Source organism: Myroides sp. N17-2 (assembly GCF_002286775.1).
In the GTDB taxonomy this organism is placed as follows: domain Bacteria; phylum Bacteroidota; class Bacteroidia; order Flavobacteriales; family Flavobacteriaceae; genus Flavobacterium.
Genome location: NZ_NSGJ01000036.1, coordinates 25,772 through 37,926, shown reverse-complemented (window position 1 = coordinate 37,926; position 12,155 = coordinate 25,772). Strand labels below are relative to the sequence as shown.

At 37.2% G+C, this 12,155-nt stretch carries 13 protein-coding genes; 11 read left to right on the top strand and 2 right to left on the bottom strand.

What is annotated here, in order from left to right; genetic code table 11:
- The first annotated feature begins 51 nt into the window (after positions 1–51).
- From CF599_RS14080 to CF599_RS14045, 8 genes are all read left to right on the top strand, one after another.
- A complete protein-coding gene (locus CF599_RS14080; protein WP_121966647.1) occupies positions 52–1,020 on the top strand; it encodes a Gfo/Idh/MocA family protein in 969 nt (322 codons plus the stop codon).
- A 29-nt stretch (positions 1,021–1,049) separates the two neighbouring features.
- Positions 1,050–1,937: a 3-hydroxyacyl-CoA dehydrogenase family protein gene (locus CF599_RS14075; protein ID WP_121966646.1), complete on the top strand. Its 888-nt coding sequence runs from the start codon at positions 1,050–1,052 to the stop codon at positions 1,935–1,937.
- An 81-nt stretch (positions 1,938–2,018) separates the two neighbouring features.
- Positions 2,019–3,242, top strand: a complete 1,224-nt coding sequence (locus CF599_RS14070; protein ID WP_121966645.1) for a DUF1015 domain-containing protein — start codon at positions 2,019–2,021, stop codon at positions 3,240–3,242.
- A 74-nt stretch (positions 3,243–3,316) separates the two neighbouring features.
- A complete protein-coding gene (locus CF599_RS14065; protein ID WP_121966644.1) occupies positions 3,317–3,988 on the top strand; it encodes a YggS family pyridoxal phosphate-dependent enzyme in 672 nt (223 codons plus the stop codon).
- Positions 3,989–4,005: 17 nt separating this feature from the next.
- Complete coding sequence (locus CF599_RS14060) at positions 4,006–5,355, top strand: exonuclease domain-containing protein (RefSeq protein WP_121966643.1); 1,350 nt, start codon at positions 4,006–4,008, stop codon at positions 5,353–5,355.
- A gap of 12 nt (positions 5,356–5,367) precedes the next feature.
- Positions 5,368–6,219 carry an ion transporter gene (locus CF599_RS14055; RefSeq protein WP_121966642.1) on the top strand — a complete coding sequence of 284 codons (852 nt, stop codon included), beginning with the start codon at positions 5,368–5,370 and terminating at the stop codon, positions 6,217–6,219.
- Positions 6,203–7,123, top strand: a complete 921-nt coding sequence (miaA, locus tag CF599_RS14050; RefSeq protein WP_121966641.1) for a tRNA (adenosine(37)-N6)-dimethylallyltransferase MiaA — start codon at positions 6,203–6,205, stop codon at positions 7,121–7,123. The genes CF599_RS14055 and miaA overlap by 17 nt, the downstream gene beginning before the upstream one ends.
- 331 nt (positions 7,124–7,454) lie before the next feature.
- Positions 7,455–8,189, top strand: a complete 735-nt coding sequence (locus tag CF599_RS14045) for an acyl-[acyl-carrier-protein] thioesterase (protein WP_121966640.1) — start codon at positions 7,455–7,457, stop codon at positions 8,187–8,189.
- 114 nt (positions 8,190–8,303) lie between these two features.
- Here the strand turns inward: CF599_RS14045 and CF599_RS14040 are convergent, their stop codons facing one another.
- Positions 8,304–8,678 (bottom strand): helix-turn-helix transcriptional regulator, encoded by a 375-nt coding sequence (locus CF599_RS14040; RefSeq protein WP_121966639.1) that lies wholly within the window; start codon positions 8,676–8,678, stop codon positions 8,304–8,306.
- Between the two features lies 1 nt (position 8,679).
- Positions 8,680–9,033 (bottom strand): hypothetical protein, encoded by a 354-nt coding sequence (locus CF599_RS14035; RefSeq protein WP_143824823.1) that lies wholly within the window; start codon positions 9,031–9,033, stop codon positions 8,680–8,682.
- Positions 9,034–9,506: 473 nt separating this feature from the next.
- On the opposite strand from CF599_RS14035, the gene CF599_RS14030 reads away from it, so the two are divergent.
- The 3 genes from CF599_RS14030 to CF599_RS19550 all read left to right on the top strand — a co-directional run bounded on the left by CF599_RS14030 (position 9,507) and on the right by CF599_RS19550 (position 12,132).
- The gene (locus CF599_RS14030; RefSeq protein ID WP_121966637.1) at positions 9,507–10,346 is read left to right on the top strand and encodes an AraC family transcriptional regulator; all 840 of its coding nucleotides are present in this window, start codon (positions 9,507–9,509) and stop codon (positions 10,344–10,346) included.
- Positions 10,347–10,413: 67 nt separating this feature from the next.
- The gene (locus CF599_RS14025) at positions 10,414–11,598 is read left to right on the top strand and encodes a multidrug effflux MFS transporter (protein ID WP_121966636.1); all 1,185 of its coding nucleotides are present in this window, start codon (positions 10,414–10,416) and stop codon (positions 11,596–11,598) included.
- A 315-nt stretch (positions 11,599–11,913) separates the two neighbouring features.
- Positions 11,914–12,132 (top strand): hypothetical protein, encoded by a 219-nt coding sequence (locus CF599_RS19550; RefSeq protein ID WP_158221786.1) that lies wholly within the window; start codon positions 11,914–11,916, stop codon positions 12,130–12,132.
- The last annotated feature ends 23 nt before the right edge of the window (positions 12,133–12,155 follow it).

Sequence of the window (12,155 nt, the reverse complement as noted above, 5' to 3'; positions counted from 1 at the left end):
ATTGAAAGTTTAGATAAATAAATTATATTTTTGTTTTCAAAATATAGTTTTATGTTGAAAGTTGGAGTATTGGGAGCAGGCCACCTAGGTAAAATTCACCTACGCTTACTTAACCAATCTGAAAAATATGAATTAGTAGGATTTTATGATCCTTTTAAAGAGAATGCTGATAAAGTAGCAGCAGAATTTGGCTATAGAAAATTTGACACTATAGAAGAGTTAATTCAGGCAGTAGATGTAGTAGATATCGTTACACCTACCCTTTCTCACTTTGACTGTGCTAAACAAGCTATCGAAGCTGGCAAGCACGTATTCTTAGAAAAGCCAATTACTACGACTATTGAAGAGGCAGAGGCGATTATCGCATTAGCTACTAAATATAATGTACTAGGTCAAGTAGGACACGTAGAGCGTTTTAACCCTGCGTTTATCGCTGTGGTTCCTAAGATAGAGAATCCGATGTTTATCGAGACACACCGTCTAGCTGAGTTTAACCCTAGAGGAACAGATGTACCTGTAGTATTAGACCTAATGATCCACGATCTAGATGCTATCTTAAGCGTAGTCAAATCTCCTGTAAAACACGTAAGTGCTAGCGGAGTGGCGGTACTTAGTGAGTCTCCAGATATCTCTAATGCACGTGTAGAGTTTGAGAACGGATGTGTAGCTAATATCACTGCTAGCCGTATCTCAATGAAGAATATGCGTAAATCTCGCTTCTTCCAACGTGATGCTTATATCTCTGTGGATTACCTAGAGAAAACGTGTGAGGTAGTAAAGATGAAAGAAGCTCCAGAGACACCTGGTGACTTTGACCTAATCTTACAAAATGCCGAAGGCGTTAAGAAACAAATTTACTACGATAACCCTGAAGTATTAGCAAATAATGCTATATTAGATGAGTTAGAGACATTCCACGATGCGATAGTTAATAAGACTACTCCTGTCGTAACTTTAGATGATGGTACTAAAGCGCTTCGCTTAGCATATCAAATCATCGAAGCAATGGAAAAAAATTAAATTAACACAAACAATATAAAACAACCATTATGAAGAAAATAGCTGTTATTGGAGCTGGAACTATGGGGAATGGTATCGCACATACTTTTGCTCAAAAAGGTTTTACAGTTCTTTTAATCGATATATCAGAAGCTGCTATCGAAAGAGGAATGACTACGATCATTAAAAACTTAGATCGTATGATCGCTAAAGGAAGCATCACTGAAGCTGACAAAAAAGCGACAATAGAGAATATCATTACCTATACTGACATTAAAGATGGTGTAGCTAATGCTGATCTAGTAGTAGAGGCTGCAACAGAAAATGTAGAGTTAAAACTAAATATATTCAGACAACTTAGTGAAGTATGTGATGAGAACGTAATCTTAGCATCTAATACTTCGTCTATCTCTATCACGAAGATCGCTTCTGTGGTGAAAAATCCTGAGCGTGTAATCGGTATGCACTTCATGAACCCTGTGCCTATTATGAAATTAGTAGAGATTATCAGAGGATACAATACAAGTGATGAGGTGACTACAGCAGTTATGGATTTATCTAAAGCATTAGATAAAGTTCCAACGGAGGTGAATGATTACCCTGGATTCGTAGCGAACCGTATCTTAATGCCGATGATTAATGAAGCTATCGAAACACTATATAACGGTGTAGCTGGTGTAGAAGAGATCGATACAGTAATGAAGTTAGGTATGGCTCACCCGATGGGACCATTACAGTTAGCTGATTTTATCGGATTAGACGTATGTCTATCTATCTTAAACGTTATGTATGACGGATTTAAAAACCCTAAGTATGCTCCATGCCCACTTTTAGTAAATATGGTAATGGCTGGTAAATTAGGTGTTAAATCTGGAGAAGGATTCTACGACTATAGCGAAAGTAAAAAAGCTGAGAAAGTAGCTAAGGTGTTCGCATAACCTTAGATAAACTAAATAATTAATAAGAGACAACCAGGTTCATTCTTGGTTGTCTTTGATATTTTTGATACCATATTACGAATGGCTAAAATAATTCCTTTTAAGGGCCTGCGCCCTACCCGAGATAAAGTGGGCTTAGTTAGCTGTAGATCTTTTGAAGACTACAATGCTGTTGAGATTGCTTATCTATTAGAATACAATCCTTTCTCTTTTTTACACGTCTTAAACCCTGCTTATGTCAACCCATCTAAGGTGACTTATGACAAGCGTTATAAGATGGTAGCAGCGAAATTAAATGACTTCAAAAAAGAAGGTATTTTGATTACTGAAGATAAACCTGTATATTATCTATATCAGATCAGTACTAAGACTTGGAGTTTCACAGGTATTGTGGCGGGTACTTCTATTGAGGACTATCAGAGTAACGTGATTAAGAAGCACGAAGATACACTTGAGTTCCGCGTTAGATTATTTAAGGAATATTTGCATCACAGTAAGTTTAATACAGAGCCTGTACTGATGATGTATCCAGATCAACAAGATATCGAACAGTGGATTAAAACCAAAAAGGACGCTAAGCCCTTATATGACTTTACTACTGTAACTAAAGAGAGACACACGATCTGGAAGATAGATGAAGATACAGATGTGACATGGCTAACAGAGCAGTTCGCTAATATCAGTGAATTATACATCGCTGATGGACATCACCGCTTCGCCTCTGCTGAGTTGTTACAGACAGAGAATGAGAATGCAGAGAGTACACATGTACATCACAATTCTGTGATGACATACTTAATCGCAGAGAGCAATATTAAGATCTATGAGTTTAACCGTATTATACACGACTTAAACAACCATACAAAAGAAGAGTTTCTAAAGCTTTTGAGCAACAAGTTTACGGTAGTCAACAAAGAGCAACAACTGTGGAAACCAGCTAAGAAGATGGAGTTCGGGATGTACTTAGATGGTGACTTCTATGCACTAACGCTAAAAGACGTTAAAGAAACAGACAGCATCTTACAGCAGTTAGATGCGCAAATACTATACGATGAGGTACTTAATCCTATACTGGGATTAGATGATCTGAGAAACGATGCACGTATAGACTACGTTCCGGGTAATGAATCTATTGTTACCATTAAGGAGCTAGTGGATGATGGAGAATATGAAGTAGGATTTATGCTTTATCCTACCAATGTGAGTGAAATAAAACAAGTGGCTGATAACGATCTTATCATGCCTCCTAAAAGTACGTATATAGAGCCTAAGTTTATGAACGGGTTATTTATATACGAAATATAAACCTTAGATCAGTAACTTACATTTTCATTCGTGATAATGTGAGTCAGAGTTTTAAGATAACAAACTAGAAAGATATGTCAATTACAGCGAATTTAAAACACATTAAGGATACCTTACCTACTCAGGTGACACTTGTTGCCGTTTCTAAAACGAAGCCCAACGAGGACATCGTAGAGGCTTATGAAGCAGGGCAACGCATATTCGGTGAGAATAAGATTCAGGAAATGACGGATAAATACGAAGCACTTCCTAAGGATATTCAGTGGCATATGATCGGGCACGTACAACGCAACAAAGTGAAGTATATGGCACCGTATGTCTCTCTTATCCACGGAGTAGACAGCTTCAAGCTATTAGAGGAAATAGACAAGCAAGCGCAGAAATGCGAGCGTGTCATCCCGTGTCTATTACAGATGTTCGTGGCAGAAGAAGAAACGAAGTTCGGATTAGATAAAAACGAACTAGATCAGATCCTGTCAAGTGAGGAATTTAAAGCACTGAAGAACGTTAAAGTAGTCGGTCTGATGGGTATGGCAACTTTTACCGATAATCAAGCACAAGTAAAGAAAGAATTTACACAACTAAATGATATATTTGTGATGTGTAAAAAACAATACGGGATACAAGATAATCTTGACCTAACTATTATCTCTATGGGAATGAGTAATGATTATACTCTAGCGATAGAATGTGGTAGCACCATGGTAAGAATAGGAAGTAATATCTTCGGAAACCGCAATTATTAATTAATTCAGAGCAGAAGTTGTACGCAGTTTTAGATATAGAGACTACTGGTGGGCAGTTTAATGAAGAAGGGATCACCGAAATCGCTATCTACAAGTTTGATGGAAATCAAGTAGTAGATCAGTTTATCAGTTTAGTTAATCCAGAGATGGAAATACAGCCATTCGTAGTCAAACTTACGGGAATAAATACGTCTATGCTACGGCTAGCACCTAAGTTTTACGAAGTGGCTAAGCGCATTATAGAGATAACAGAAAACTGTGTGTTAGTCGCTCACAACGCTGAGTTTGACTACCGCATACTGCGCAATGAGTTTAAACGACTAGGCTATGAGTATAGTCGCAATACACTATGCACGGTAGAATTATCCCAAAAACTGCTACCCGATATGCCTTCGTATAGTTTGGGTAAATTAGTGCGTTCACTAGGTATTCCGATCGCCGATAGACACAGAGCTAATGGAGATGCTATGGCTACGGAGAAGCTATTCGAACTACTACTCTCAAAAGACAAAGAGAAGACTATACTGACCTCGATGATTAAGTCTGATATCAAGATCGGTATCAGTCCTAAGTATTTAGATATCGTAGATTCACTACCTTCTACGATAGGGATATACTATATCTTAGACAAGGAAGGTACAATCATATTTATAGGAAAAAGCAAGAATATCAGAAAAAAGGTACTGCAGCACTTTACGAGTACGTTACCGATATTCAAAAAAATACAACAGGAGACCTACACGGTCACTTTCGAAAAAACGGGTACGGAGCTAATCGCCTTGCTTAAAGAAGCAGAGGAGATCAATGCGAATAAACCGAAGTATAACAAAGTGAACAAGAGCAGTGTGTTCGCCTACTCTCTATATCTAAAAGCAAACATAGAAGGGTATATATACCTAGCTATCGAGAAGACAGATGGGAGAAAGAAAAATGTAATGGCGTTTACCTCGCCTAATGAAGCGAGAAAGTTCCTGCACAAAGTATTTGTTGGTCAGGATGAATTGCCTTATGTAGACTTTATCTATGAGAAGAAATCAACGAAGATTACCGTAGATAACTTCTTCACTGACTTTACACAAACCAGAGAGGAGTTCAATGCTAAAGTATTAGAGCTTCTTAAACCTTTTGACATTGATAATGACAATGTGTTAATCATCGATAAAGGTCGTAAAGTAGATGAGAAGAGTGCTGTAGCTTTAGAGAATGGTAAGCTCAACGGATATTGCTTCTTTAACTTACACCACCAGATCAACGCCCCAGAACGAATAGCAGCCAATTTAACGCCTGTATTATTTAACCGAAATAATAGAAATATGCTTCTTAATTATTTAAATAAGAAATCAGGGTATAAATTAATTCACTATTAAAAAACAGTTTTTGTGAGACGCAGATTAAAAAACAAATGGGACATATTAAAGCAGAAGATTTATATCATTATTTATGGTTCGAATACTTTTGCAGGTAAGCTATTTGATATTTCCCTGTTAGGAGTAATTATTATGAGTGTGCTTCTAGTTATGCTAGAATCAATAGAGAGTTATGATATGAAACACCATACCGGACTAGTAGTCTGTGAATGGATTATCACGATCTTCTTCTCTATCGAATACGCTCTGAGAATCGTATGTAATAAGAAGCCCTTAAAGTATATCTTTAGTTTTTATGGTATAGTGGATTTAATCTCTATCCTACCGATGTACTTGTCATTCTTTATACCTGGTTCACGTATTCTTACTGTAGTAAGAGCACTGCGTTTATTGCGTCTGTTTGGTATTTTAAACCTTGTACCTTATCTAGGGCAACAATCCCACTTAAAGCTTGCTTTAAAGTCAAGTAGAACCAAGATTATCGTGTTCGTTTACTTTGTGGTGGTGGTTTCTATCTTGCTAGGTGCATTAATGTATGTGATCGAAAGCAAGGAAAGTGGGTTCACAAGTATACCCCGTAGTATCTACTGGTGTATCGTGACACTTACCACTGTAGGGTATGGAGATATCGCTCCACAGACTACACTGGGACAAATGATAGCTTCGTTTATTATGATTATGGGTTACGGTATTATCGCCGTTCCTACAGGTATCGTGACTGCTGAGTTCTCTAATATCAAACGCAATCGACTAGATGCTAAGAGAAGAAGACACTGTAGCGCATGTACTACTACGATCTATGACGAGGATGCCAACTACTGCTATAACTGCGGTCAAAAATTAGGAGATGTCTACGAAAAATAACAATTATCTTATCGTTGTGATTGGCCCTACTGCTATTGGTAAAACAGCATTGGGAATCAAAATAGCACAACATTTCAACACAAATATAATATCATGTGATAGTCGCCAATTCTACAAAGAAATGGCTATCGGAACAGCTGTACCTTCTGCTGAAGAACTAGCAGCGGCTCCACATCACTTTATTCAGAATATCAGTATTCACGATACCTACTCAGTAGGAGACTTCGAGAGAGATGCGCTAGCTAAACTAGACGAGTTCTTTAAGGAGAATCCTGTACAAGTAATGGTCGGTGGATCAGGATTATTTGTCAATGCTATTTTAAATGGCTTAGATGACTTCCCTGATGTAGATCCAAGTATCAGAGAACAGCTTAATAAAGACTTAGAAGAAAAAGGTCTTCCTTATTTGCAGAATATGCTAAAGGAACTTGACCCTATCCACTATGAGAAAGTAGCGATAGACAACCCACAAAGGGTTACTAGAGCCCTTGAGATTTGTGTTGGCACAGGTAAGCCTTATTCAAGTTTCTTAAATATCAAACAACACTCACGCAACTTCACTCCTATTGTTATTGGGCTTGAAGCTGATAGAGAGAAGATGTACGAGCGTATCAATATGCGTGTAGATATCATGATGGACAAAGGCCTACTACAAGAAGCAGAAGCCTTATACCCACACCGTGAGAACAATGCATTGCAGACTGTTGGATACCGTGAGTTATTTTCGTACTTTGACAAAGAGTATACACTTGACTTCGCGTTAGAAGAGATAAAGAAAAACACACGCCGCTTCGCTAAGCGCCAAATCACTTGGTTTAAACGTACACCTGATGTGATGTGGTTTGATTACCTTACTGATACGAAGCAAATCATAGATTCAATTAAGAATATCGTAGAGGCGTAATACTTTACGCCCTGTATAAAATATCGCTGTTACGGATTTGCTGTCGCGGATTTGTAATCCGTGACGAGAAACAACCACCCCGCCCTATCGGGCACCCCTCCAAAGGATGGGAATAGTGGAGAAAGTGTACTGCTCTTTAAAAGCAAATTAGGCTTTTAAATAACAAATACCTCAAAGTCGGGAGACTTTGCGGAGCGTACACGAGGGCAACAAGCGACATCAAGACATCACATAAAAACAGAAAAATAACACCTCAAAGTCGGGAGACTTTGCGGAGCGTACACGAGGGCAACAAGCGACATCACAAAACAACAAAAAAACAAAACAAACTATGCCTATATCCCCAAACTTTACTTCTATATTCACACAGAGTTTCGATGTTGATTACTTCGATTGTGATACCAATGCACAGCTTAAGACAGTCGACCTGTGTAAGATCATACAGATGGCATCGTCTAATCACGCTATTTTAGGAGGTATAAGCTTTTGGGATTTACAAGAGGCAAATCAGTCTTGGGTAGTCTATAAGTTTAGAGTTGAGATAAGCAGAATGCCTAAATGGCAAGAACGCATTGATGTCAGTACTTGGATAGAAACGCTAGATGGTATTCGCTCTGTGCGTAACTTCGAGGTACACTGTAATGGAGAACTTGTAGCAAGCGCTAGTTCGATGTGGGTGATTATGAATACAGTGAAACGCCGTCCTGAAGTGATGGCTATACCACACGATCACTTCACTTTGCACAAGGATAAGAAAAGCATTAAGGGAGATTTCGTCACCTTTGATAAGAATATCGAGACAAAACACCTAGTAAGTGATACTGTGAGATACTCTGATTTAGATATGGTTAATCACGTAACTAACATCAAGTACCTTGAGTGGGTTATCGATGCCTTAAAAGTATCTGATACCTCTTCTAAAGACATTACTTTAGTAGATATGCACTTTCAGAAAGAACTGCGCTTTAATCAAGCATATAACATCTTACAATCAACAGTGAATCAAGATCACTTCCTAATCAAGACAGAAGACGGTAATATTAGTTTTCAGTGTGTAGTGGAATAGTTATAAGGAAACAGGGAGTCGCTTCGCTTGGAAACAGGGAACAGACTTATTATCATAAAATATAAAAGGCTAATACATCAAGTGATATATTAGCCTTTTTATTATCTCACTATTCTAATCTATCACTTTACTTGGCTTTTTAGTATTTCTCTTAACTTTACTAACCTCTTTTACCTCAACATTACTACTCTCAAAAGAGGGTATTTCAAATAGACTAACTCCTAATACTCGGCTAAGTTTAATCAAGGTATCTATCGTGAAGTTTTCGTTGCCTTTTACCCATTTACTTACTTGCTGTGGAGTCACAGCCATCTTCTCAGCTAGGTCCTTTTGCTTCCATCCTAGCGTAGTCAAACGATTTAATATATGTAAAGCAATTTTTTGAGACACCTTAGTCAACTCTCTATTAGCAATACGCGCCTTGGCACGACCTACTGTGTTGATTTCCTCTAGTGAAACAAGTGCTAAAAACTTCTCTTTATTTGTCATTTTACTTTTCGTTTAAGAATTCAAAAAAAGAATCTTCATCAAAAACATTCTCTCCATTTAAATAAGCTTTTGCCTTATATAGTTTTTGTATTTCTAGTGTAGTATGTACTCTGTCTTTCATCAAATGCTGTAAAGGCAACTTTATGGTTCCTCCCGTAATGACAAAAGTATCTATATCTATCTTAACAGCGTATATCCTAAGACAGTCTGCCCTACCTTTTTGTAAAGAAAATACTCTGACGTCACTTTCCAAGTTACGCAACGGTTTAAAAAAGTGAGACAAACTCTTATCTACTTCATCTACCATCCTTATTAAAGTACTATCTATAAGATCTGCATCTTCACTTATCCCCATAACCATCTCTTCTAATCTTCTTCCTATGGGAATATCTCGTTTATTCTGTTGTAAAAACTCATACAGATACCCTGTATCACTCCATAGATCCTATAGTCGATCATACTCATTAAGTTCCTCACCATCATAGTGAAAGGCAAATAACCGATATGCAAATATATTAACTATTTTCATTATATCAACCTATAGGTTTATTTATTATACGATAGACAAAAAGACTTACTTCATTAGTTACCAATCCCTTTCTATCATAAAAAACGGTACTGCCAAAGCAATTTTGACTATCAATTCTAATATAACTATATATACTATTTCAAATCTAAACAAGAAAACAAACATAATTACCTAATAACATATAAGTTAACATACACTTATTAGTATTTAAACATACCTAAAAACATCTCTCTTCTTTATTAACTTTCACTTAAACATACCAAAAAACACTACCTTTACCCCTCATAAATCATCAAGCAATGTCTAAACAACAGGTCGTAAAAGTGCAACAATTCGATAAAGACGTGCCTATTGAATTCTTTAAGTTAGAAGACAATATTGAACTCTTTAACTTCGATTACCATTACCAATGTAACTTTTACCAAATCTACTGGTTTACCAAGACGCAAAACAGTTCTCAGTTAATTGACTTTGAGTCTTATGATATAACAGATGATCAAGTATGGGTGATCTACCCTGGGCAGATGCATAATATCGACCCAACGGGGATTAAAGGTTACCTCGTCTCTGTGAATAAAGACTACTTTAACCGCATTATCGCACAGGAGTTTAAGCAGCAGAAGTTTCGCCTACACCCTCCTTTGTGGTTTGAGTTATCTAAGGACAAGAAAGCCTTATTCAATGCCTTAATGATCCTCTTTGAAGAAGAGTGGAACACTCAGAAGCGCACTGTGGTATTAGAGAAATATCTCAGTATATACATTACCCATATCCAAGATTTAAAAGAACTTTATCAGGATAATCCGCTGATAGACACGAGAGTATTAAAGCTATTAGAACTTGTGGAAGAGCATTATACCAAACCTTATCACACTTCTTTTTATGCAGATAAAATAGCCCTTTCGGTCAAGCGAATGAATGAACTAGTGGTCAAATCAACAGAAATAACGCTTAATCAACACATTCAGAACAGGCTACTGTTAGAAGCCAAGAGATTAATAGGCTACTCTGACTTAAATATACAAGAGATATCAGCAGAGCTCGGGTATAGTGAAGTAAACTACTTTAACCGTTTCTTTAAAAAGCAAACAGGGATAACTCCACTTGTTTTTAGAACGAATGTGAAAAAAGTCCAATAATACACTCCGTTTAGATAATGTTTAGGAGGGTGATAGAACCTACTTTTGCCCTCATTAAAACACAAATATGAATAAGTTAACAAAAGCTCAGTTTATAGTCGTGATTATTCTATCACTACTATCTGCTCTAGAACCCTTCAGTATAGATTTATACTTGCCTGGGTTCTTAAAAATCTCACAGACCTTTAATACCGATCTTAAAAATGTACAGCTATCTCTTTCTTTCTTTTTAGGAGGATTTGCAGTAGGTCAATTATTTTGGGGAATTATCTCTGATCGCTATGGTCGTAAGTTACCGACTATTGTCTCATTGATTCTCTTTATCCTTGCTTCTGTCGCGTGTATCTATGCCGAAACGATAGAACAGTTTTGGGTAGCGCGTTTCTTCCAAGCCTTTGCAGGATGTGCAGGAGTCGTTATCGCACGTGCGGTGGTGAATGAGTATTACTCAGCCGATCAGAGTATGAACGTATTCTCTCTATTAGCGATCATCGCAGGAGTAGCTCCTATTGTTGGTCCTGTAGCAGGTAACTTCTTGATCAGTCACTTTGTATGGCAATCTACTTTCGTGACACTAGTGATACTAGGACTGATCTGTCTATTAGCAGTAATCTTCTTCTTACCCGAAACACGCATAGTGACTGTTAAACAGAAGGTCAACCTAATGGCTGACTTTAAAGAGATACTAAAGAACAACATCTTTGTCAAATATACCCTTATCGGAAGTTTAACCTACAGTATCCTGATGATATACCTAGCCAATGCGCCCTATTTGATAATGGAGTATGGTGGAATGTCTTCGGATATGTTTAGTGGTATATTTGCCTTTAATGCCATCGGGTTAATCATAGGTGCGTGGCTGGCTAACTCAGTCTTATCACGCTGGTGGACAGTGGAGCAAACCATTAAGTACACCATCTACTTTGGACTAGTATGGACAGCAGGTTTTGCTGTAATGTGTGTGCTTAAAGAGCCTATAGAAACACTATTAGTACCCCTATTCTTTATTGTGCTAACACTAGGGGTATTATTCCCTACGACAACTAAGCTTGCCTTAGCACCTTTTACTACTAATAGTGGATCTGCTTCTGCCCTACTGGGTACGTTACAGCTACTATTGACGTTTATTATCTCAGCGGTGACTAACCTTATCCCTGCAGATATAATAACATTGACAGCCTACTCATTGCTAGCATGCCATCTATTATACTTAGGTTGCTATATGATCAAAGAGAAACAAGCTACTATATAATACAAAAACGCCTTAACAAACTCATGTTAAGGCATTTTTGTATTAACTCTTTTTTGAAGTTTAATGATGTGGTAGCGCTACTAGTATAGGTTATTGAGTAACTCTGTATTAGCATATTTTTCCCCCTAGTCAATGGTTAAACCCAGAATCCGCATTCGCCCTATACTACGAATAAATTCTACTTTACATCTCTTTCATTTCTTCTAAAACCATACTATAGTATGCTTTTTTCATAAATTCAGAGCTGTTTTGTATAATTCATTCTCGTTAATAGGTCTATCGCGTATTCCGGGTTAAAATGAAAACAATATTAATTTGAGGATTAAGCTATTAAACCTTATCTTACATCCTATTACTAATTATTCAACTGATATTATGAGAAATACATTAGTTGTTCTATCACTATTTTTGGGGCTTAATCTTAGTGCTCAAAGCAAAGAAGCTCCTCTAGAGAAAAGCGAGAAGTGGGTAAACTACACTACTATCATAGAGAAAACACTTTATTTATACAAATATGTAAAAATAGAGGTGTAAAAAAAAGCTTATTTTGACGTTTT

Bases quoted from the DNA above. Each gene is read 5' to 3' on its own strand.
- CF599_RS14035 (WP_143824823.1), bottom strand. From the start codon at position 9,033: ATGGGGATAAGTGAAGATGCAGATCTTATAGATAGTACTTTAATAAGG.
- CF599_RS14070 (WP_121966645.1), top strand. From the start codon at position 2,019: ATGGCTAAAATAATTCCTTTTAAGGGCCTGCGCCCTACCCGAGATAAA.
- CF599_RS14045 (WP_121966640.1), top strand. From the start codon at position 7,455: ATGCCTATATCCCCAAACTTTACTTCTATATTCACACAGAGTTTCGAT.
- CF599_RS14030 (WP_121966637.1), top strand. From the start codon at position 9,507: ATGTCTAAACAACAGGTCGTAAAAGTGCAACAATTCGATAAAGACGTG.
- miaA (WP_121966641.1), top strand. From the start codon at position 6,203: ATGTCTACGAAAAATAACAATTATCTTATCGTTGTGATTGGCCCTACT.
- CF599_RS14065 (WP_121966644.1), top strand. From the start codon at position 3,317: ATGTCAATTACAGCGAATTTAAAACACATTAAGGATACCTTACCTACT.
- CF599_RS14040 (WP_121966639.1), bottom strand. From the start codon at position 8,678: ATGACAAATAAAGAGAAGTTTTTAGCACTTGTTTCACTAGAGGAAATC.
- CF599_RS14025 (WP_121966636.1), top strand. From the start codon at position 10,414: ATGAATAAGTTAACAAAAGCTCAGTTTATAGTCGTGATTATTCTATCA.
- CF599_RS14080 (WP_121966647.1), top strand. From the start codon at position 52: ATGTTGAAAGTTGGAGTATTGGGAGCAGGCCACCTAGGTAAAATTCAC.
- CF599_RS14075 (WP_121966646.1), top strand. From the start codon at position 1,050: ATGAAGAAAATAGCTGTTATTGGAGCTGGAACTATGGGGAATGGTATC.